This is a genomic window from Pseudomonas atacamensis (assembly GCF_017167965.1).
Classification (GTDB): Bacteria; Pseudomonadota; Gammaproteobacteria; order Pseudomonadales; family Pseudomonadaceae; genus Aquipseudomonas; species Aquipseudomonas atacamensis.
Genome location: NZ_CP070503.1, coordinates 2,064,946 through 2,085,461 on the forward strand (window position 1 = coordinate 2,064,946; position 20,516 = coordinate 2,085,461).

Below are 20,516 nucleotides of genomic sequence, written 5' to 3' on the forward strand. Positions count from 1 at the left end.
CTCGAATGATGTCTATATAATCGCTGCCTTTCGTGGAGAACAGACCTATATGCCAACGTCCTTTCTAGAAATTGTCGAGTTACCAGACGGCCGAATCGAACTGCGCAGGGCTGAGGACGAAGGTTCTCTGGTGACGCTGGATTTCTCCGAGGATGCCAAAACGTTCCTGCAGGGCCAGCACGTTGAAATCGCCAAAGCGATGTTGAGCGTCGGCGTGCAGATGGCGGGTCGTATGGTTGAAGGCGAGTTTGATAAGGAAGAGGGGCCGCGGGTTCTTCATTGATTCACGCTTTGGCCTTTGCTCGGTCGCTTGCGCTTCAGATCGGCTTCTCTGTCCTTGGAGAAGCCCTGCGCTTCACACAGCGCGCATTACCAATCAATCAACCCAAACGAATGTTCAGGCTCTGAGCTTCGCCCGTACGCGCGGCGCTGATCAATTGTTGCCTCGAATTGGCATTCAACGGGTTAAGCCAGGTCACCACGGTGTGGCTGCGACCTAGTCGCAACGCTTCGCACGCCAGTTGCTGAGCGCTCTGCGTGCCACGCGGTTGCAGCAGCAGGATGCGTTCGCGGTTCAGGCCGGCATCGCGCAGCCAGGTTTGCGTCAGGCTGGCGGGTGGGGCGATTAGCGTCAGCCAGCGAGCATCCTGATCCTCGCTGAGCTCACGTAGGATCGGGGCGAGCAGGTTCAGGCAGTTCCCGGCCGCACCGCGCAGTGATAGCTCACTGAAGGCGTCAGGTTTGGCATTCCAGTCACGCTCGACCACGTCTTTGAGGATCGGCGCTATCGGCTGCGCCAGAAACGCTTCAAACAAAGGCAATTGTGTTTGCTGAGGTGTGTGTGGGAACTGCATGGAGCCTCCTTTAGCGGCGAATGACGCCGACACTCAAGCCTTCGATCACCAGTTCCTGATCTTTCAGGTCGACTTCGATAGGGGCGAACTCGGGGTTTTCGGCGATCAGCCAGACTTTGCTGCCTTCACGCTTGAAGCGTTTGACCGTCACTTCGTCGCCGATGCGGGCAACCACAACCTGACCGTTACGCGCTTCGCGAGTAGTGTGAACTGCCAGCAAGTCGCCGTCGAAGATACCGATGTCCTTCATGCTCGTGCCGTGCACACGCAACAGGTAGTCGGCGCGAGGATGGAAGAAGGTCGGGTTGATGTTGCAGGATTCTTCGATGTGCTGCTGGGCGAGGATCGGCGCGCCGGCAGCCACTCGGCCAATGATCGGCAGGGTGGAATCGTCGGCCTTGGCCTCGAAGCCGGGAATACGGATGCCGCGGGAAGCGCCCGGGGTCATCTCGATCGCGCCCTTGCGGGCGAGGGCCTTGAGATGTTCTTCCGCCGCATTTGGCGATTTGAAACCCAGTTCCTGAGCGATTTCCGCACGGGTGGGCGGATAGCCGTTGTCTTCGAGGCAACGTTTGATGAAGGCCAGAATCTCGGCTTGGCGTGGCGTCAGCTTTAGCATATTGATCGCTCTGTCTTTTTATACAGTGACTGGGATTATATACAGTGAAGCGGTCTTGGCAATGGGCGTTTTTTTGCCGCCCGCCGAGCGGTCGCGCAGGGCACTTATTAATGCCGGCGCCTTGTGTGGTTAAATAGCTGACCGACCATTCCCAAAACGAACCGGCAGGCTTGACAAGGCACAGGCTGAAACGTATGTTTCAAACAAGTGTTTGTCAGGCGGAGTAGCCATGGCCCAGTCGGAAACCGTTGAACGCATTCTTGATGCTGCCGAGCAGTTGTTCGCGGAGAAAGGATTCGCTGAAACCTCATTGCGTTTGATCACCAGCAAGGCTGGCGTCAATCTGGCTGCGGTGAATTATCACTTCGGCTCGAAAAAGGCGCTGATCCAGGCGGTATTCTCGCGCTTCCTCGGTCCGTTCTGCGTCAGTCTCGATAAAGAGCTGGAGCGCCGTCAGGCCAAGCCTGAGAACAAGCCGACCCTCGAAGAATTGCTGGAAATTCTCGTCGAGCAAGCGCTCGTCGTGCAGCCTCGCAGCGGTAATGACCTGTCGATCTTCATGCGCTTGCTCGGCCTCGCGTTCAGTCAAAGCCAGGGCCACTTGCGACGTTATCTGGAAGACATGTACGGCAAGGTGTTCCGCCGCTATATGCTGCTGGTCAATGAGGCGGCGCCACGCATTCCGCCAATCGAGCTGTTCTGGCGCGTGCACTTCATGCTTGGCGCCGCTGCGTTCAGCATGTCCGGGATCAAGGCCTTGCGCGCGATTGCCGAGACCGATTTCGGCGTCAATACCTCCATCGAACAAGTGATGCGCCTGATGGTGCCGTTCCTCGCTGCCGGCATGCGCGCCGAAACCGGCGTCACCGATACAGCCATGGCCAGCGCGCAATTGCGTCCGCGCAGCAAATCCATGCCGGTCGCCGCCAAGGTTTGACCGCGCACGGGTGGGCGCGGCAGCTGGTATCCGCTAAGCTAGCCGGCCATGCCGACTCTCGTACTGAACCCGATCTGCATGAATTCTGCTGACCGTCCGGGCATTGCCCACGGTAGCGAATGCGCGCAGATCGGGTTTTTCGTTTTCAAGGAATATCTATGACTGCTGGCCTGCAAGGCTCGTTGATGGTGGACGTCGCCGGTACCTGGCTGACGGCCGAAGATCGCCAATTGTTGCGTCAGCCCGAAGTGGGCGGCCTGATCATTTTCGCCCGCAACATCGAGCATCCACGCCAGGTACGCGAACTCAGCGCCGCGATCCGCGCGATTCGCCCGGATCTGCTGCTGGCGGTGGATCAAGAGGGCGGGCGCGTGCAGCGTCTGCGTCAGGGTTTCGTCCGTCTGCCAGCGATGCGCGCCATCGCCGGCAACCCGAATGCAGAGTATCTCGCCGAGCAATGCGGCTGGATCATGGCCACCGAAGTGCTGGCGGTCGGGCTCGATCTGAGTTTCGCCCCTGTATTGGACCTGGACTATCAGCGCAGCGCTGTGGTCGGTACCCGTTCCTTCGAAGGCGATCCCGAGCGCGCAGCCTTGCTCGCCGGTGCATTCATTCGCGGCATGAACAGCGCCGGCATGGCCGCCACCGGCAAACATTTCCCGGGCCACGGCTGGGCCGAAGCCGACTCCCACGTGGCGATTCCGAACGACGAGCGCAGTCTCGACGAAATCCGCGCCAATGATCTGGTGCCCTTCGCCCGTTTGAGCAAGCAGCTGGCCGCCGTGATGCCGGCCCACGTCATCTATCCGCAAGTCGACTCGCAGCCCGCCGGTTTCTCCCGACGCTGGCTGCAGGAGATCCTGCGCGGCGAGTTGCAGTTCGACGGCGTGATCTTCAGCGATGATCTGTCGATGGCCGGCGCCCACGTGGTCGGCGACGCTGCCAGCCGCATCGAAGCCGCGCTGAGTGCCGGTTGCGACATGGGTCTGGTGTGCAACGACCGCGCCGCTGCCGAGCTGGCGTTGAGTGCCGCCCAGCGTATGAAGGTCAAGCCTTCCGCGCGCATCGCGAAGATGCGCGGGCAGGCCTTCGCCAGCACCGATTATCGTCAGGACCCGCGTTGGCTCACCGCCCTCGGCGCGCTCAAAGACGCTCAACTGATCGAGTAAGGATTTTTTCGTTATGACCGTTTACGCAATCATCGGTGGCACTGGCCTGACTCAGCTCGAAGGCCTGAGCATTCGCCAGTCGCTGGCAGTCGACACCCCGTACGGCGCGCCTTCGGCCGAGGTGCAGATTGGTGAGTACGCCGGCAAGGAAGTGCTGTTTCTCGCCCGTCACGGTCACCCGCATCGTTTCCCGCCGCACAAGGTCAACTACCGCGCCAACCTCTGGGCGTTGAAGCAGGCGGGTGCCGAAGCGATCATCGCCGTAAATGCCGTTGGCGGGATCCATCCGGCCATGGGCACCGGGCATTTCTGCGTGCCGCACCAGATCGTCGACTACACCAGTGGGCGCGAGCACACCTATTTCGCCGATGATCTGGAGCACGTCACCCACATCGATTTCAGCTTTCCCTACAGCGAGCCGTTGCGTCAGCAACTGATTGCCGCGGTCGCCGCCGAAGGCTGCGAATACAGCGATCAAGGCGTGTACGCCTGCACCCAGGGTCCGCGTCTGGAAACGGTCGCCGAGATCGTGCGACTGGAGCGTGACGGCTGCGACATCGTCGGCATGACCGGCATGCCGGAAGCGGCGCTTGCCCGTGAGCTGGATCTGGATTACGCCTGTCTGGCGCTGGTGGTGAATCCTGCAGCCGGCAAGACCACCGAAGTCATCACCATGGCTGAAATCGAGCAGGCCCTGCACGATGGCATGGGCAAGGTGAAATCAACGTTGGCCCGAGTGCTGGCCAGCTAAGGACTGTCCATGAGCATTTTCATCGAGCGGCTTAAAGGGCTGACATGGACCCACGCATTCAGTAGCAAGGCGTTGGCCAAGGCCCGGGCTTATGCCGCCGATGACCGGGTCGAGATCCTCGAGATCGATGACAGGAAGATTGAGGCGTTCTGCGTCGGTTCTCACCCTCAGACGTATGCGCAAAGCATTTACCTGTCCGAAGATCGGCTGGGGTCGGTAAACCTGCGTTGCCTGTGCAGCTGTCCTGTTGCAATCGACTGCAAGCACAGCGCAGCGGTGCTCTATCACCTGCTGGGCACTGGCGAGGATGCGTCTGGAAGTGACGCGCAGACCCCGTTGGGACGAGCGCTGGAGCATTGGCTTTCGACAATTCCCGTGCCGGCCAAGCCCGCTGAAGAAAGTGCGCAAACCGCAGGTACGCGTCTGTTTTACAAGCTCAAGCCGACGTCTGCGAACGGCAAGTGGCTGCTGGATATTTTCAAGGTCTACCAGCTCAAGAGCGGCGAGTTACGCGAAGTCAAACCGATGTACTCGCTCGCGGAAATGCTCATGCGCCAGCCCGGCTACCTGTCCGAGCTGGATCTGCGCATCGCCCGGCTGTTGGTCGCCATGCATTCCCATCACGCCTATTACAGCGGCTATCCGCTGGAAGGCAGCAGTGGCGCCGAACTGCTGGAAATGCTCCTGCGCACCTCGCGGCTGTTCCTCGACTTCGAAGACCTGCGAGCGCTGACACCGGGGGCTAAACGCGTCGGTCAGTTCTCTTGGGCCGAGCAGGCTGACGGCGGATTCCGCGCGCAATGGAGCAGTGCCGAAGCCGCGCAGGAAACCGTGCTGGCGCTGGAGCCGCTTTATTACCTTGATCGTGAGCAGCGCCAGGTTGGCCCGCTGTTCACTGAGCTGGAAGAAAAACTCGCCTGCCATTTGACCCTGGCGCCAGACATTCCGGCGCGTCAGGCCATGCAGTTCAGCCATCGCATGAGCGCGGCGACCCAAATTGCGCCACCACACAAGCTCACTGAACGGATCATCGATGACGTGCTGCCGCAGCCGCAACTGACCCTGGTCAGCGGCCGAGAACGCTCGCGCTGGGAATATGTGCTGGAGCACCGCGCCGCTCTGCTGTTTACCTACAACGGTCATCCGGCGGTGGATCGCAACCCGGAGGTGATGATCCTCAACGGCAGCGAAACCCAGCGCATTCAGCGTCAACCGGCGCTGGAAAAGAAGCTGCGCCAGAACCTGCAAAAACATGGCTTCAAGAAAGCCACGCGCAAGAGTGCAATGGACCGTCCTGGCGAGATGTTTACCTTGCCGGATGATTCCGCCTGGCTCGGGTTCATGCACGAAGGGCTGGCCACACTGCGCGCCGCAGATTGGAAAATCGAGATCAGTCCCGGTTTCCATTTCGATGTACAACCGGTTGAACAGTGGTACGCCGAGGTCGAAGAAGAGGCCACGCATCAGTGGTTTGATCTGCAGTTGGGTATCGTCGTCAACGGCGAACGTTACAGCTTGTTGCCGATCCTTCTGCACCTGTTGCGGACCCAGCCGCGCTTGCTCGACCCGGTCAATCTGGCGCAGCGCAGCGATGATGAAAAAATCCTCATCGAGCTCAAGCCCAGCGGTTTTGGCGAACCGGCGGGCGCCAAAGTCGCGTTGCCGCTGAGTCGGGTCAAACCGCTGATGGCGACGCTGGGCGAGTTGTACCTGGGCGGCCATCAGGGTGATGCGCTGCGCTTGACCGCTCCAGACGCCGCGCGTCTGAGTATGCTCGATGGCGTGCCGCTGGATTGGCAGGGCGGCGAACGTCTGCGCACTTTTGCCAAGCGTCTGCAGAATTCCAGTCACGCCCAGGTTGCTGCGCCGGACGGCCTCAACGCGCAGCTGCGTCCGTATCAGCTCGAAGGCTTGAACTGGATGCAGACCCTGCGCGAGCTGGAGGTCGGCGGCATTCTGGGCGATGACATGGGCTTGGGTAAAACCCTACAGACCCTGGCGCATCTGCTCACGGAAAAACACGCCGGGCGTCTGGACTGTCCGGCACTGGCGGTGATGCCCACCAGCCTGATTCCCAACTGGCTCGACGAAGCCGAGCGCTTCACGCCGCAGTTGAAAGTCCTGGCGCTGCACGGCACCGGGCGGCAAAAGGACTTTGCCAATCTGGGCGAATACGACTTGGTGCTGACCACTTACGCATTGCTGCCTAGGGATCTGGAAATCTTGCAGCCGCAGTCGTGGAGCGTGCTGATTCTCGACGAAGCGCAGAACATCAAGAACCCGCTGAGCAAAGCCGCCCAGGCCGCGCGTGACTTGCAGGCCCGTCAGCGCTTGTGTCTGAGCGGTACGCCGCTGGAAAACCACCTCGGTGAGCTGTGGTCGCAGTTCCATTTCCTCATGCCCGGCTGGCTCGGCGACAGCAAATCCTTTAACCGCGATTACCGCACACCGATCGAGAAGCACGGCAATGTGCAGCGCATGCAGCACCTGACCGCGCGCATAAAGCCGTTTTTGCTGCGACGCAAGAAGGATCAGGTCGCCACCGAGCTGCCGCCGAAAACCGAGATCATCCACTGGGTCGAACTCAGCGATGGTCAGCGCGACGTCTATGAGACGGTGCGTGTGGCGATGGACAAAAAGGTCCGCGACGAAATCGCCCGCAGTGGCGTGGCGCGCAGTCAGATCATCATCCTCGATGCGCTGCTCAAACTGCGCCAGGTCTGCTGCGATCTGCGCCTGGTCAATATGCCGCTGACGGCGAAGGCGTTGCGCTCGGGCAGCGGCAAGCTGATCAGCCTGATGGAGATGCTTGAAGAATTGCTCGGCGAAGGTCGGCGCATTCTGCTGTTCTCGCAGTTCACCTCGATGCTGGCGCTGATCGAGCAGGAATTGCAGCAACGCGGGCTTGGCTACTCGTTGCTGACCGGCGACACCACCGATCGGCGCACGCCGGTGAGGGATTTCCAGGGCGGCAAGGTGCCGTTGTTCCTGATCAGCCTCAAGGCCGGGGGCACTGGTCTGAACCTGACGGCGGCGGACACGGTGATTCACTTCGATCCGTGGTGGAACCCGGCGGTGGAGAATCAGGCGACTGATCGGGCGTACCGGATCGGGCAGAACAATCCGGTGTTCGTCTACAAGTTGATTGCCAAAGGCACCGTCGAAGAGAAGATCCAGGCGTTGCAGCAGGAGAAAGCGGCGCTGGCCGGGGCGGTACTGGAGGGTGGCACGACGGGCGGATTCAAACTGGAACAGAGTGATATCGAGGCGTTGTTTGCGCCGTTGCCGGTTTCCAGAGGTTGAAGGGTTTGAATCGCGGTGTGGCCATTCGCGAGCAGGCTCGCTCCCACATTTGATCTTCAGTGAATCTGGATCGTGTGGGAGCGAGCCTGCTCGCGAAAAGCTATCTAACCAGCAACGCCGCTTTCAACGCTTGTCGATCTTGTCCGGCAACGGCGCAAACAGCGCTTCAATATCATCGCTCTGCAACTTCCAGTCCCCGGCCTTGCGCCCATCGAGCACGCCCGCTGCCAGGTCGGACTTTTCCTTCTGCAGGTGCTGAATTTTCTCTTCCACTGTGCCCCGGGCAATCATCTTGTAGACGAACACCGGTTTTTCCTGGCCAATGCGATAGGCCCGGTCGGTGGCCTGATTTTCGGTTGCCGGGTTCCACCACGGGTCGTAGTGAATCACCGTGTCGGCTTCGGTCAGGTTCAAACCGACGCCACCGGCCTTCAGGCTGATCAGAAAAATCTGACGCGTGCCGCTCTGGAATTCCTTCACCGGTGTGCGCCGGTCGCGGGTCTGGCCAGTGAGGAGGGCGTAAGCGATCTTGCGTTTTTTCAACTCCTCTTCGATCAATGACAGCATCGAAGTGAATTGCGAGAACAGCAGAATCCGCCGGCCTTCTTCGAACAGTTCCTCAAGCATTTCCATCAGGCTGTCGAGCTTGCCCGAGGTGCTGCCGCGCGCGGGCAGGGTGGCGTCGTTGACCAGGCGCAGATCGCAGCAGACCTGGCGCAGCTTGAGCAGTGCTTCGAGAATGATGATCTGGCTTCGCGCCACGCCTTTGCGGGTGATCTCGTCACGGACTTTCTTGTCCATCGCCAGGCGCATGGTCTCGTACACGTCGCGCTGCGCTTCGTTGAGTTCGACCCAGTGGATGATTTCGGTTTTCGGCGGCAGCTCCGTGGCGACCTGCTCTTTGGTGCGGCGCAGCAGAAACGGTTTTATCCGACCGTTGAGGTGTTGCAGTCTGACTTCGCTACCGCGCTTTTCGATCGGCACACGGTAATCGGCATTAAAGCTTTTCACGTCGCCGAGCCAGCCCGGCAACAGGAAGTGGAACAGCGACCAGAGTTCGCCCAAGTGGTTTTCCAGCGGCGTGCCGCTGAGGCACAGGCGCTGGCGCGCGTTCAGCTCGCGGGCGGCCTGCGCGGCTTTGCTGTTGGGGTTCTTGATGTATTGCGCTTCGTCCAGCACCAGCACGTGCAGCGGCTGTTTGGCCAGGCGCTCAAGGTCCTTGGGCAACAGGGCGTAAGTGGTGAGGATCAGGTCGAAGTCGGCCAGATTGTCGAAGTATTTCTTGCGCGTGGCGCCATACAGGGCGAGCACTTTCAGTTGCGGGGTGAAGTGCGCCGCTTCATCTAGCCAGTTCGGAATCAGGCTGGTCGGCATCACCACCATGCACGGACGATCGAGGCGTCCGGCGTTCTTCTCGCTGAGAATATGCGCCAGGGTCTGTAGGGTTTTGCCCAGGCCCATGTCATCCGCAAGAATCCCGCCGACCTCCAGTTGCCGCAGCGATTGCATCCAGCTCAACCCTTCGAGCTGATACGGGCGCAGCGTTGCATTCAGACCTTGCGGCGCTTCGGCCGTGAAATCGCGGATGTCGCGCAGGCGCTGGGCGAAGGTGCGCATCTGCTCGCCGCCTTCCCACAACAGCGGCAGGCCTTCCAGCGAATTGAGCCGGGTGGCGTCAGCCTTGCTCAGACGCAGCGTTGTTTCGCCCGGCTCCTGCAAATAGAACTCGCCCAAGGTCATCAATACCGGCTTCAAGCGACCGAGCGGCAGCGCCACTTGCAACGGCCCATGCTCGCTGCTGCGTTGCGGAATGTTCACCAGAATCAGCTCGTCATCGCGACGCCGGGCGAGGCGTTCCGGGTTGAGGATCTCGGTGTGCGAGCGCATCAGATTCAGCAGGATCGGCAGCAGGCTCAGGCGCTCGCCGTTGACGATGATGCCCAGCTCCAGATCGAACCAGTCGCGTTCCGGCGCCTGTTCGACGGTGGCGTACCAGTCGTCGACGGCGGTCAGGTCGAAACCGAATTCCTCATCGATCTGCAACTCCCAACCCTGGCTGCGCAATTTCGGCAAGTCATTGAGCGTGAAGGTCAGCCAGGCGCTGTCGTTGACCATCTCGTAGAGTTCGCCGGCGCTTTCCGTCAGCGCTTTGCTCTGCCGGGTGGCGATGCGGAAACCGAGGATGCGCAACTGTTCGCGGTAGGACTGTTCGACGTCCGGGTGACGTTTTATCCGCAGGGTCTGGGCTTCCTGACGGATCAGGATATCGCTGTGTTTTTGCCCGCTGACGTATTCGTCCAGATAGCTGAACGACAGCGCCGCACGATGCTGAATGTAGCGCTGCATCTTGCCGTTGCGCGGCTCGAAGGCGCTGAACTCGACGCTCGCCAGCCACAGGCGCGGCACCGGTTGCACGTTGTCCACCAGCACTTGCGGCGGTGCTTTCGGGCTGCGGTTTTCCAGCACGGCCTGGAGTTTTTCCAGCAGCTCGGCGTCTTTCGCGGCGGCGGGGTAGTCGAGGGTTTCCTGGATTTTCAGCAGCACCGCAGCACAGTGCTTGCAGTTGCTGCGCACCGGGCAGGTGCAGGTGGCGTCGACCAGCAGCAGAGTGGCTTTGGCCGATTCGCGCAGATGGATGGTCTGCCGGTAAACGCTACCGCCAGAACCTTCGCAACTGGCGGTGATGGTCGCATCGCCGACTTGGGCGATGCGCACCCGATTCTCCAAAGCGTAGCGGCGGCCGCGCTCCAGACTCTGTTCTTTGAATCGGCTGACCCACGACGGGGCCAGCGGTTTGCTCAGGGGCGGCGGCATAAGGACTTCGATCAGTCCGGCACGACTTCAGGCGCTTCGCGAGGCGCTGGCGCGGTCAGGGAAGTGATCTTGATCAGCAGGGCCAGGTGGCCGTTGTCGAGGTAATTGAGCTGGCCGTTCTTGGTGTGGCTGTCCTGACGCAGGCGCTCACTGGCAGTGACCAGGCCATTGGCGTCGATCTGATTGACCCAGAAATCGGCGGTCACGTCGGTGAAGCGGCCGAGTTTCATTTCCAGCGTGCCCTCGATCGGGAACTGGCCGAACTGCTCCTGACCTTCGCTCACCGCGACTTTCGCCGGCGCTTCGCCGAGGCTCTGCTGCCAGGCTTTGTGCATCAGCACGGTGTACTCGCCGCTGGCGGTGAGTTTGCTCACTACATCATTCAGCGCTGGGGTGCGCTGGCTGTCGCTGCCCAGACGCTGGGCGCCTGCGGCCCAGTCTTCCGGGGCGGCGCGGCTGACGATGGCCGGGACGGCATTCTGGCGCACCAGGATCATTTCGACCTGATACGTGTCATCGGCAAACGCCGTCGGTGCTGCAAGTGCAAGCAACAAAGTCAGAGAGCGGAACAGGCGCATCGGGCGTCCTTCAAGCGGATTTCGGGATGAGACGCTCAAACAGCGCCTCGACAGTATTGAAACGTTCTTCCGGGCGCTCCATCGGCACCTGGAATTTAAACATCGTCGCGCCTTCGAACTTGTAGCGCTTGGGCTGCGTCTGGATCAGCTTGATCAGGGTCATCGGGTCAACCGGCGTCTGCGCTTCGAACTCGATACGTCCGCCTTGCGGCCCGCCGTCGACTTTCTTGATGCCGAGCTTTTCCGCCTGCAATTTCAGCGCGGTGATCCGCACCAGGTTCTTGGTCGGCTCCGGCAACAGGCCGAAGCGGTCGATCATCTCCACCTGCAGATCCTTGAGGCCTTCCTCGTCGGTAGCCGAGGCGATGCGTTTATACAGAATCAACCGCGCATGCACATCCGGCAGATAATCTTCCGGAATCAGCGCCGGCACCCGCAGATTGACTTCCGGGCCGCCGCCCAGCGGTTGATCGAGGTTCGGCTGCTCGCCCTTGCGGATCGACTTCACCGCGCGCTCGAGCATTTCCATGTACAGGGTGAAACCGACGGCCTGAATCTGCCCGCTCTGACCATCGCCGAGCAGTTCGCCGGCGCCACGGATTTCCAGGTCGTTGGTGGCCAGCACGAAACCGGCGCCGAGGTCCTGGGTATTGGCGATCGCTTCCAGACGCTTTTCCGCGTCGGAAGTGATCTGCTGGCGCGGCGGCGTCAGCAGGTAGGCGTAAGCCTGGTGGTGACTGCGGCCGACACGACCACGCAACTGGTGCAGCTGGGCCAGGCCGAACTTGTCGGCGCGTTCGATGATGATGGTGTTGGCGCTCGGCACGTCGATGCCGGTCTCGATGATGGTCGAGGCGATCAGCACGTTGAAGCGCTTGTGGTAGAAGTCGCTCATCACCTGTTCGAGTTCACGTTCGCGCATCTGCCCGTGGCCGATACCGATGCGCGCTTCCGGCACCAGTTCGGCGAGGTCGGCGGCGCATTTTTCGATGGTCTTCACATCGTTGTGCAGGTAGTAAACCTGACCGCCACGCAGCAGTTCACGCAGCAGGGCCTCTTTGACCGTGCTCTTGTTCTGTTCCATGACGAAGGTGCGCACCGACAGGCGACGCGCTGGCGGCGTGGCGATGATCGACAGATCGCGCATGCCCGACACCGCCATGTTCAGCGTGCGCGGAATCGGCGTCGCAGTCAGGGTGAGGATGTCGACTTCGCTGCGCAGGGCCTTGAGCTGTTCTTTCTGGCGTACGCCAAAACGGTGTTCTTCGTCGATGATCACCAGCCCGAGGTTTTTGATCTTCACGTCGTCGGACAGCAGCTTGTGCGTGCCGATGACAATGTCGATCTTGCCTTCCGCCAGATCGGCGATCGCCGCGTTGACTTCCTTGGCCGATTTGAATCGACTCATCACTTCGACCGTCACCGGCCAGTCGGCGAAGCGGTCGCGGAAACTGTTGTAGTGCTGCTGGGCGAGCAGGGTGGTCGGCACCAGAATCGCCACCTGACGACCGCCGTGCACGGCGATGAACGCGGCGCGCATGGCCACTTCGGTCTTGCCGAAGCCAACGTCGCCGCAGACCAGCCGGTCCATCGGTTTCGGCGCGAGCATGTCTTCGCGTACCGCCTCGATGGTCGCTTGCTGATCGGGTGTTTCTTCGAACGGGAAACCGGCGCTGAAGGTGGCGTAATCGGCCTTCGGGTCGGCGAAGGCGTAACCTTCACGGGCGGCACGACGGGCGTAAATGTCGAGCAATTCGGCGGCGACGTCACGCACCTGCTCGGCGGCTTTGCGCTTGGCTTTCTGCCAGGTTTCCGAGCCGAGGCGATGCAACGGCGCGAGCGAATCGTCGCTGCCGGTGTAACGTGCGATCAGGTGCAGGTTGGCCACCGGCACGTAAAGCTTGGCGTTCTCGGCGTATTCGAGGGTGAGGAATTCGGCGGCCTGATTGTCGATTTCCAGAATCGTCAGGCCCAGGTAGCGCCCGACGCCGTGGTCAATATGCACCACCGGCGCGCCTTCGCGCAGTTCGGTGAGGTTCTTGATCACCGCATCGTTGCTGACGTCGCTGCGCTTCTCGCGGCGGCGACGTTGCATGACCCGTTGGCCGAACAGCGGACTTTCCGCTACCAGCGCCAGCGCCGGGTCGTCGAGCAGTAGACCTTCGTCGAGCGGGGCGATGGTGATCGCCAGACGATCCTTGCTGGCAACGAAGTCTGGCCAGCTGTCGACGGTTTTCGGCCGCAACTTCAGGCGTTCCAACAGTTCCAGCAGGACTTCGCGACGACCCGCCGATTCAGCGGTGAACAGCACGCGCCCGGGGAACTCTTCGAGGAACCCGGCCAGCGCCGCCAGCGGTTGCGTGGCCTTGGCTTCGATGGCCAGGTCCGGCAGCGCATGGGCCGGGAAGCGCTCACGGCCGACGCCGCTTTCAACGTCCTGCTGACTGGCGACGACTCGCGGCCAATTCTTCAGGCGCGCGAAGCAATCTTCCACCGGCAGGAACAGTTCGGCCGGTGGCAATAAAGGACGCGAAGGATCGACGCGGCGTTCTTCGTAACGATTGCGCACGTCGTTCCAGAAGTTCTCCGCTGCCTGCTCGATGCCCGGCAGCGAGAACACCTGAGTGTCCTGGGGCAGGTAGTCGAACAGCGTCGAGGTTTCGTCGAAGAACAGCGGCAGGTAGTACTCGATGCCGGCCGGGGTGATGCCGCTGCTCAAATCCTGGAAGATCGGGCAGCGACGGAAGTCGACGTCGAAGCGCTCACGGAAACGCGCCTTGAAGCGGGTGACTGCGTCTTTCTGCAATGGAAACTCGCGGGCCGGCAGCAGCTTGACCGACTCGACCTTGTCGATCGAACGCTGGGTTTCCGGATCGAAGGTGCGCAGGGTTTCAATTTCATCGTCGAACAGGTCGATGCGATACGGCAGTTTGCTGCCCATGGGGAACAGGTCGATCAGCGCGCCGCGTACGGTGAACTCGCCGTGCTCGTACACCGTGTCGACATAGCGATAGCCGCTGGCTTCGAGCCGCGCGCGCATCTGTTCGACGTCGAGCTTCTGGCCGATGTCCAGCACCAGGCTGCTGCCGAGGAGGAACTTGGTCGGCGCCAAGCGATGCAAAGCGGTGGTGATCGGAACCACCAGCACGCCGTGGGCCAGTTCCGGCAGGCGATACAGGCTGGCGATGCGCTGGGAGATGATGTCCTGGTGCGGCGAGAACAGGTCGTAGGGCAGGGTTTCCCAGTCGGGGAAATGCAGTACGGGCAAATCCGGGGCGAAGAAACTCAGCTCCTGTTCCAGCCGTTCGGCGCTTTGGCTGTCGGCGGTCAGCAGCAGGGTAAAGCGCTTGGCAGCGCTGGCAGCCTCGGCAATCGCCAGGCTGAGGGCGGCACCGGGCAGATTGCCCCAGTGCTGTTTACCTGCTTCGGCAGGGAGTAGCGGTAGACGCAGAACAGGCACGGAAGGTTGAGCTCCAGGCGTTGCGACAAAGTCGGTAATTGTAGCGGCCTCCGGTGCCGCCTGTCAGTTGTAGACTGCGTCTATCTTCACGGTTTGGACGAAATGTAGTGGTAACCATAAAAACGAGCACTTTTTTCATGGTTATGTAGTGCCGAAACCGGGTGGTGTTACGGAGGGTTACAGACATCGTCTAACAGTCGTCGAAAAATTGACTGCGCTGAAAGCCCCGGTTTTACTGGGCTGGAGAAAGGCGTAAATTTTTTGAACGGGAATTTGTTACCGATTGCGCGACAAGCGCGCATTGCTGAAAGGGCTTGTCGGCGGCATAATGTAGCCCCTTTTTTCTGCCCCTACATGTGGAAGGTTACCGTGACTCAGAAGCCCGACCAGTGTCTTGGTGAATGGATCGACCGTGAAGCACTCGCAGAAGCGATGATCCCGCTTATCGGTCAGCTCTACCGCAATAACAACGTGGTTAGCTCGATCTATGGCCGCAGCCTGATCAACCAGTCTGTCATCGCGATTCTCAAAGCTCACCGCTTTGCTCGCCACCGTTCTTCGGACGACAGCGAACTCTCCGTCCACGAAACATTCCCACTGCTCAAGGCCATGAGCGAGCTCAAGCTCGGCGCGGCGTCGGTGGATCTGGGCAAGCTGGCGTTCAAATTCCGCAATGAAGGCAACGGCCGCAGCGCCGAGCAGTTCGTGCGTGAAGAGATGGCTGACGTGGTTGGCCAGCAGAACGCTTCGGCCCGCAAAGGCACCGACGTTGTTCTTTACGGCTTCGGTCGTATCGGCCGTCTGCTGGCGCGCATCCTGATCGAGAAAACCGGTGGTGGCGACGGCCTGCGTCTGCGCGCCATCGTCGTGCGCAAAGGCGCCGAGAACGACCTGACCAAGCGCGCCAGCCTGCTGCGTCGCGATTCGGTGCACGGTTCGTTCAACGGCACCATTACCATCGACGAAGAAAACAACACCATCACCGCCAACGGTAACCTGATCCAGGTGATCTACGCGAAGAACCCGACCGAGGTGGATTACACCCAGTACGGCATCAAAGACGCGCTGCTGGTGGACAACACCGGTGTATGGCGTGACGCCGATGGCCTGGGTCAGCACCTGGCGTGCCCGGGCATCGACCGCGTTGTTCTGACCGCGCCTGGCAAGGGCAAGCTGAAGAACATCGTTCACGGCATCAACCACGGTGAAATCACCGCTGACGACAAGATCGTCTCGGCTGCTTCCTGCACCACCAACGCCATCGTGCCGGTGCTCAAAGCGGTCAACGACAAGTTCGGCATCATCAACGGTCACGTCGAAACCGTTCACTCGTACACCAACGACCAGAACCTGATCGACAACTTCCACAAGGGCGATCGCCGTGGCCGCAGCGCCGCGCTGAACATGGTGATCACCGAGACCGGTGCCGCCACCGCTGCTGCCAAGGCTCTGCCTGAGCTGGCCGGCAAGCTGACCGGTAACGCGATCCGCGTTCCGACGCCGAACGTGTCGATGGCCATTCTCAACCTCAACCTTGAGAAAGCCGCCACCCGTGAAGAGATGAACGAGTACCTGCGCTACATGGCGCTGCACTCTGAGCTGCACAAGCAGATCGACTTCGTCAATTCGCAGGAAGTGGTGTCGACCGACTTCGTTGGCTCGCGTCACGCTGGTGTGGTCGACGCTGAAGCGACCATCGTGCAGGACAACCGCGTCGTTCTGTACGTTTGGTACGACAACGAGTTCGGCTACAGCTGCCAGGTAGTTCGCGTAATGGAAGACATGGCTGATGTGAATCCGCCAGCGTTCCCGCGCTAAGCCTCAGGCTTGAATGAAAACGCCCCGGCATTTTGTCGGGGCGTTTTTGTTTGTGGGCCTGTTGGATCTTCGGCGTCCTTGCCGGCCTCTTCGCGAGCAGGCTCGCTCCCACACTGGATCAGTGTCGTTCACAATCTTCTGTGGGAGCGAGCCTGCTCGCGAAAGCATTCTGTCAGGCGCCGCTGGCTACCGAAGCCTGCGCCGTGCGCAACTCATGCCGATTGCCACGGAACAATACCAACGTCGCAATCAACCCCAACACCGCCGCGCCACTGAGCCAGATCCCCGGTGCTGCCTTGTTGTCCAGCACATGAATCAGATAGGTGCACGCTGCCGGAGTAAATCCGCCGAACGTCGCCGTTGCCAAACTGTAGGCCAGGGAAAACCCGGTCGTGCGCACTTCCACCGGCATGATCTCGGTCAGTGCCACCACCATCGCGCCGTTGTACGAGCCATAGAGGAAGGACAGCCATAGTTCGACAATCAGCAAATGGCTGAAGCTCGGGTTCGCCACTAGCCACGACAATGCCGGATACGCAGTGAGGATCGCCAGAATCGTCGCTGCCAACAGCAAGGGTTTGCGGCCGATCTTGTCGGACAGCGCGCCCATCACCGGTAGCCAGAAGAAATTCGACAAGCCGATGCATACGGTCACCAATAGCGCATCCAGATCAGACAGATGCAGCTCAGCCTTGCCAAATGTCGGCGTGTAGGCAGTGATCAGGTAGAACGAAACCGTGGTCATCACCACCAGCGCCATGCCGGCAATGACGATGCCGAAGTTCTGGCCGATCGAGCGGACGATTTCGCCGAGGGTAGGGCGGTGGGTGCGCGCCTGGAATTCCGGAGTTTCTTCCAGCGAGCGACGGATGAAGAAAATCACCGGCACGATCATGCAGCCAATCAGAAACGGCACGCGCCAGCCCCATTCGCCCATTTGCTCCGGACTCAGCCAGTGATTCAGAGCAACGCCGAGCAAGCCAGCGAACACCACGGCTGCCTGTTGGCTGGCGGACTGCCAACTGACGAAAAAGCCTTTACGCCCCGGCGTAGAAATTTCCGCCAGATACACCGACACGCCGCCCAATTCCACGCCCGCCGAGAAGCCTTGCAGCAGGCGGCCGAACAACACCAGTAGCGGTGCGGCGACGCCGAGCGTCGCGTAACCGGGCACGCAGGCAATCAGCACCGTACCGGCGGCCATCATCGCCAAAGTGATGATCAGCCCTTTGCGCCGTCCGTGACGGTCGATATAGGCGCCGAGGAAAATTGCCCCCAGCGGGCGCATCAGGAAGCCGGCGCCGAAGGTCGCCAGCGACAGCATCAGCGAAGCGAAGGCGCTGTCGGTGGGGAAGAAGGTTTTGGCGATGGCCGTGGCATAGAAGCCGTAGACCATAAAGTCGAACATTTCGAGGAAGTTGCCGCTGACAACGCGAAAGATCGCTTTGCCTTTGCCCGTGGTGGAGGACATGGAAGGTACTCACTGTTCAATTTGTATAAAGGCGTTGCAGCCATGGGGAAGCGAGCGGGCGCTTGTAGTTCATAATGGCCGCCGTGGTTTTGCGGGGAGATGAAGAATTGTTAACTGGACGCTGGTGGGGGCTTGTGGTGTTGGCGGTGGCAATCGGCGGCTGCGGCACCGGCGATTCCCTGGAACAGGTTGGCGGTTCGACCATGGGCAGCACCTGGTCGGTCAAGTACGTGCGCCACGCCGGGGTCGCCGATCCTGCGCGGGTGCGCGGCGAAGTGCAGGCCATCCTCGGTGAAGTCGATCAACAGCTGTCGACTTACCGAAGTGACTCCGCCATCGAACGTTTCAACGCCTTGCCCGCCGATAGCTGCCAAGCCATGCCGGCAGCGGTGCTCGAATTGGTCCGCATCGGCGAACAGCTTTCAACTCAAAGCGAAGGCTCCTACGACCTGACCGTGGAACCGCTGCTGGACCTCTGGGGATTCGGCCCGCAAGGACGCGAAGAAAAGATCCCTGATGCGGCCGCTGTGGCCGAGGTCATGCAGCGAGTCGGTCATCAGCATCTGCGCATCGACGGCGAGCAGTTGTGCAAGGACGCCGCCGTCGAAGTCGACTTCAACAGTATTGCCGCCGGTTACGCCGTGGATGCCATCGCCGCCAGATTGCAGGGCATGGGCATCGACAATTATCTGGTCGAAGCCACGGGCGAACTCAAAGCCCGGGGCAAGAAGCCGGATGGTTCAGCGTGGCGCATCGCTCTCGAAGAGCCTCGCGATGACCAGCAAGTGGCCGAGCGGATTATCGATGTCGATGGCTACGGCGTGTCCACCTCCGGTGACTACCGCCATTATTTTCTGCAGGACGGTCGGCGTTATTCCCACACCTTCGATGCACGCAGCGGGCGACCGGTCCTACATGATCTGGCGTCAGTCACGGTGATTCATCCTTCAGCGTTGATGGCCGATGGACTATCGACGCTGTTGCTGATTCTCGGGCCGGAAAGGGCGCGGGACTATGCCCAAAAGCATGACATTGCTGCATTCTTTGTCCTGCGTGCCGATACAGGTTTTGTCACCCGCAGCAGTCAGGCATTTACGCAGCTTGTCGGTGAAAAAAACTGACCGAAGACAAGACGAAAGCTGGCGTTGTAGTGCAGGCAAAAGTAGCCTACGACGCGACCAAGGGTTAATGTGCGCGGCGTTGACGCTTCTATAGACTGTGTCCGGGTTCTTCACTGGCCCCCAATTGTTCCTTCGCGCCGCCGTTCGGCGTGATTTAGCCGCCGGTGCTGCTGGCACCGCGGCCTGTTCTGAGGAGTACGCATGGCTGTCTACAACTACGACGTGGTGGTACTGGGTTCCGGCCCGGCGGGAGAAGGCGCGGCAATGAACGCCGCCAAAGCGGGGCGCAAGGTCGCGATGGTCGACAGCCGTCGCCAGGTCGGCGGCAACTGCACCCACCTCGGCACCATCCCGTCCAAGGCACTGCGTCACTCGGTGCGGCAGATCATGCAGTTCAACACCAACCCGATGTTCCGCGCGATCGGCGAGCCACGCTGGTTCTCCTTCCCGGACGTGTTGAAAAGCGCCGAAAAAGTCATTTCCAAACAAGTCGCATCGCGCACCGGCTACTACGCCCGTAACCGCGTCGACGTGTTCTTCGGCACCGGCAGCTTCGCCGACGAGCAAACCATCGAAGTGGTCTGCGGCAACGGTGTGGTCGAAAAACTGGTGGCCAAGCACATCATCATCGCCACCGGTTCGCGTCCGTATCGCCCGGCGGACATCGATTTCCATCACCCGCGTATCTACGATAGCGACACCATCCTCAGCCTCGGCCACACCCCGCGCAAACTGATCGTTTACGGCGCTGGTGTGATCGGTTGCGAATACGCATCGATCTTCAGTGGTCTGGGTGTGCTGGTCGAGCTGGTCGACAACCGTGGCCAGTTGCTGAGCTTCCTCGACTCGGAAATTTCCCAGGCGTTGAGCTACCACTTCAGCAACAACAACATCACCGTGCGTCACAACGAAGAGTACGACCGCGTCGAAGGCGTGGACAACGGTGTGATCCTGCATCTCAAATCCGGCAAGAAGATCAAGGCCGACGCCTTGCTCTGGTGCAACGGCCGTACCGGTAACACCGACACGCTGGGTCTGGAAAACATCGGGGTCAAGGTCAACAGCCGTGGCCAGATCGAAGTTGACCAGAACTACCGCACCTGCGTGGAAAACATCTACGGCGCCGGTGACGTGATCGGCTGGCCAAGCCTGGCCAGTGCCGCCCACGACCAGGGTCGTTCGGCCGCTGGCAGCATCGTCGACAATGGCAGCTGGCGCTTCGTCAATGACGTGCCGACCGGCATCTACACCATTCCGGAGATCAGCTCGATCGGCAAGAACGAGCAGGAGCTGACCCAGGCGAAAGTGCCGTACGAAGTCGGCAAGGCCTTCTTCAAGAGCATGGCTCGGGCGCAGATTGCCGGCGAGCCGCAGGGCATGCTGAAGATCCTCTTCCACCGCGAAACGCTGGAAGTGCTCGGCGTGCACTGCTTCGGTTATCAGGCGTCGGAGATCGTGCACATCGGTCAGGCGATCATGAACCAGCCGGGTGAGCTGAATACGCTGAAGTATTTCGTCAACACCACGTTCAACTACCCGACCATGGCCGAAGCCTATCGGGTCGCGGCGTACGACGGCCTCAACCGGCTTTTTTGACGGGCTCCGGCCGGTGGCCTGAGCC

General features: G+C 60.7%; 14 protein-coding genes. 8 read left to right on the plus strand and 6 right to left on the minus strand.

Going from position 1 to position 20,516, the window contains the following annotated elements; genetic code table 11:
- Nucleotides 1-49 precede the first annotated feature (49 nt).
- Nucleotides 50-283, plus strand: coding sequence for a hypothetical protein (locus tag JWU58_RS09440; RefSeq protein ID WP_206421819.1), 234 nt, complete (start codon nucleotides 50-52; stop codon nucleotides 281-283).
- A 97-nt stretch (nucleotides 284-380) separates the two neighbouring features.
- Here JWU58_RS09440 and sulA read toward each other — a convergent pair whose 3' ends face one another.
- Nucleotides 381-854, minus strand: coding sequence for an SOS-induced cell division inhibitor SulA (gene sulA / locus JWU58_RS09445; RefSeq protein WP_041477346.1), 474 nt, complete (start codon nucleotides 852-854; stop codon nucleotides 381-383).
- Between the two features lie 10 nt (nucleotides 855-864).
- On the minus strand, nucleotides 865-1,473 hold the full coding sequence (gene lexA, locus JWU58_RS09450) for a transcriptional repressor LexA (protein ID WP_123441984.1): 609 nt from the start codon (nucleotides 1,471-1,473) through the stop codon (nucleotides 865-867).
- A 229-nt stretch (nucleotides 1,474-1,702) separates the two neighbouring features.
- Here lexA and JWU58_RS09455 point away from each other — a divergent pair, with 229 nt between their 5' ends.
- The 4 genes from JWU58_RS09455 (at nucleotide 1,703) to JWU58_RS09470 (ending at nucleotide 7,633) form a co-directional block, all read left to right on the plus strand.
- Nucleotides 1,703-2,410 (plus strand): TetR/AcrR family transcriptional regulator, encoded by a 708-nt coding sequence (locus JWU58_RS09455; protein ID WP_016775489.1) that lies wholly within the window; start codon nucleotides 1,703-1,705, stop codon nucleotides 2,408-2,410.
- Between the two features lie 158 nt (nucleotides 2,411-2,568).
- A complete protein-coding gene (nagZ, locus tag JWU58_RS09460; protein ID WP_241196155.1) occupies nucleotides 2,569-3,579 on the plus strand; it encodes a beta-N-acetylhexosaminidase in 1,011 nt (336 codons plus the stop codon).
- Nucleotides 3,580-3,592: 13 nt separating this feature from the next.
- Entirely contained in the window at nucleotides 3,593-4,330 is a 738-nt protein-coding gene (locus JWU58_RS09465; protein ID WP_016775487.1) for an S-methyl-5'-thioinosine phosphorylase, read from the plus strand.
- A gap of 9 nt (nucleotides 4,331-4,339) precedes the next feature.
- Nucleotides 4,340-7,633 carry a DEAD/DEAH box helicase gene (locus tag JWU58_RS09470; RefSeq protein ID WP_206421820.1) on the plus strand — a complete coding sequence of 1,098 codons (3,294 nt, stop codon included), beginning with the start codon at nucleotides 4,340-4,342 and terminating at the stop codon, nucleotides 7,631-7,633.
- A gap of 123 nt (nucleotides 7,634-7,756) precedes the next feature.
- Here JWU58_RS09470 and JWU58_RS09475 read toward each other — a convergent pair whose 3' ends face one another.
- The 3 genes from JWU58_RS09475 to mfd are packed head-to-tail and all read right to left on the minus strand — an operon-like array spanning nucleotide 7,757 to nucleotide 14,485.
- The gene (locus JWU58_RS09475; protein ID WP_206421821.1) at nucleotides 7,757-10,447 is read right to left on the minus strand and encodes a DEAD/DEAH box helicase; all 2,691 of its coding nucleotides are present in this window, start codon (nucleotides 10,445-10,447) and stop codon (nucleotides 7,757-7,759) included.
- An 11-nt stretch (nucleotides 10,448-10,458) separates the two neighbouring features.
- A complete protein-coding gene (locus tag JWU58_RS09480; RefSeq protein ID WP_071173055.1) occupies nucleotides 10,459-11,025 on the minus strand; it encodes a CsiV family protein in 567 nt (188 codons plus the stop codon).
- Between the two features lie 10 nt (nucleotides 11,026-11,035).
- Nucleotides 11,036-14,485 (minus strand): transcription-repair coupling factor, encoded by a 3,450-nt coding sequence (gene mfd, locus JWU58_RS09485; RefSeq protein ID WP_024013632.1) that lies wholly within the window; start codon nucleotides 14,483-14,485, stop codon nucleotides 11,036-11,038.
- A gap of 354 nt (nucleotides 14,486-14,839) precedes the next feature.
- On the opposite strand from mfd, the gene JWU58_RS09490 reads away from it, so the two are divergent.
- Nucleotides 14,840-16,303: a glyceraldehyde-3-phosphate dehydrogenase gene (locus tag JWU58_RS09490; RefSeq protein WP_016775482.1), complete on the plus strand. Its 1,464-nt coding sequence runs from the start codon at nucleotides 14,840-14,842 to the stop codon at nucleotides 16,301-16,303.
- A gap of 172 nt (nucleotides 16,304-16,475) precedes the next feature.
- Here the strand turns inward: JWU58_RS09490 and tcuC are convergent, their stop codons facing one another.
- On the minus strand, nucleotides 16,476-17,774 hold the full coding sequence (gene tcuC, locus JWU58_RS09495; protein WP_206421822.1) for an MFS transporter: 1,299 nt from the start codon (nucleotides 17,772-17,774) through the stop codon (nucleotides 16,476-16,478).
- Between the two features lie 74 nt (nucleotides 17,775-17,848).
- Here tcuC and JWU58_RS09500 point away from each other — a divergent pair, with 74 nt between their 5' ends.
- A complete protein-coding gene (locus JWU58_RS09500) occupies nucleotides 17,849-18,895 on the plus strand; it encodes an FAD:protein FMN transferase (protein WP_206421823.1) in 1,047 nt (348 codons plus the stop codon).
- Between the two features lie 201 nt (nucleotides 18,896-19,096).
- Nucleotides 19,097-20,491, plus strand: coding sequence for a Si-specific NAD(P)(+) transhydrogenase (sthA, locus tag JWU58_RS09505; protein WP_016775479.1), 1,395 nt, complete (start codon nucleotides 19,097-19,099; stop codon nucleotides 20,489-20,491).
- Nucleotides 20,492-20,516: the final 25 nt, after the last annotated feature.

What these genes read in the sequence shown, in the direction of transcription:
- nagZ (WP_241196155.1), top strand. Translation starts at nt 2,569, where the DNA reads ATGACTGCTGGCCTGCAAGGCTCGTTGATGGTGGACGTCGCCGGTACC.
- JWU58_RS09465 (WP_016775487.1), top strand. Translation starts at nt 3,593, where the DNA reads ATGACCGTTTACGCAATCATCGGTGGCACTGGCCTGACTCAGCTCGAA.
- JWU58_RS09475 (WP_206421821.1), bottom strand. Translation starts at nt 10,447, where the DNA reads ATGCCGCCGCCCCTGAGCAAACCGCTGGCCCCGTCGTGGGTCAGCCGA.
- JWU58_RS09470 (WP_206421820.1), top strand. Translation starts at nt 4,340, where the DNA reads ATGAGCATTTTCATCGAGCGGCTTAAAGGGCTGACATGGACCCACGCA.
- JWU58_RS09480 (WP_071173055.1), bottom strand. Translation starts at nt 11,025, where the DNA reads ATGCGCCTGTTCCGCTCTCTGACTTTGTTGCTTGCACTTGCAGCACCG.
- JWU58_RS09490 (WP_016775482.1), top strand. Translation starts at nt 14,840, where the DNA reads ATGTGGAAGGTTACCGTGACTCAGAAGCCCGACCAGTGTCTTGGTGAA.
- lexA (WP_123441984.1), bottom strand. Translation starts at nt 1,473, where the DNA reads ATGCTAAAGCTGACGCCACGCCAAGCCGAGATTCTGGCCTTCATCAAA.
- sulA (WP_041477346.1), bottom strand. Translation starts at nt 854, where the DNA reads ATGCAGTTCCCACACACACCTCAGCAAACACAATTGCCTTTGTTTGAA.
- tcuC (WP_206421822.1), bottom strand. Translation starts at nt 17,774, where the DNA reads ATGTCCTCCACCACGGGCAAAGGCAAAGCGATCTTTCGCGTTGTCAGC.
- sthA (WP_016775479.1), top strand. Translation starts at nt 19,097, where the DNA reads ATGGCTGTCTACAACTACGACGTGGTGGTACTGGGTTCCGGCCCGGCG.
- JWU58_RS09440 (WP_206421819.1), top strand. Translation starts at nt 50, where the DNA reads ATGCCAACGTCCTTTCTAGAAATTGTCGAGTTACCAGACGGCCGAATC.
- JWU58_RS09500 (WP_206421823.1), top strand. Translation starts at nt 17,849, where the DNA reads ATGGCCGCCGTGGTTTTGCGGGGAGATGAAGAATTGTTAACTGGACGC.
- JWU58_RS09455 (WP_016775489.1), top strand. Translation starts at nt 1,703, where the DNA reads ATGGCCCAGTCGGAAACCGTTGAACGCATTCTTGATGCTGCCGAGCAG.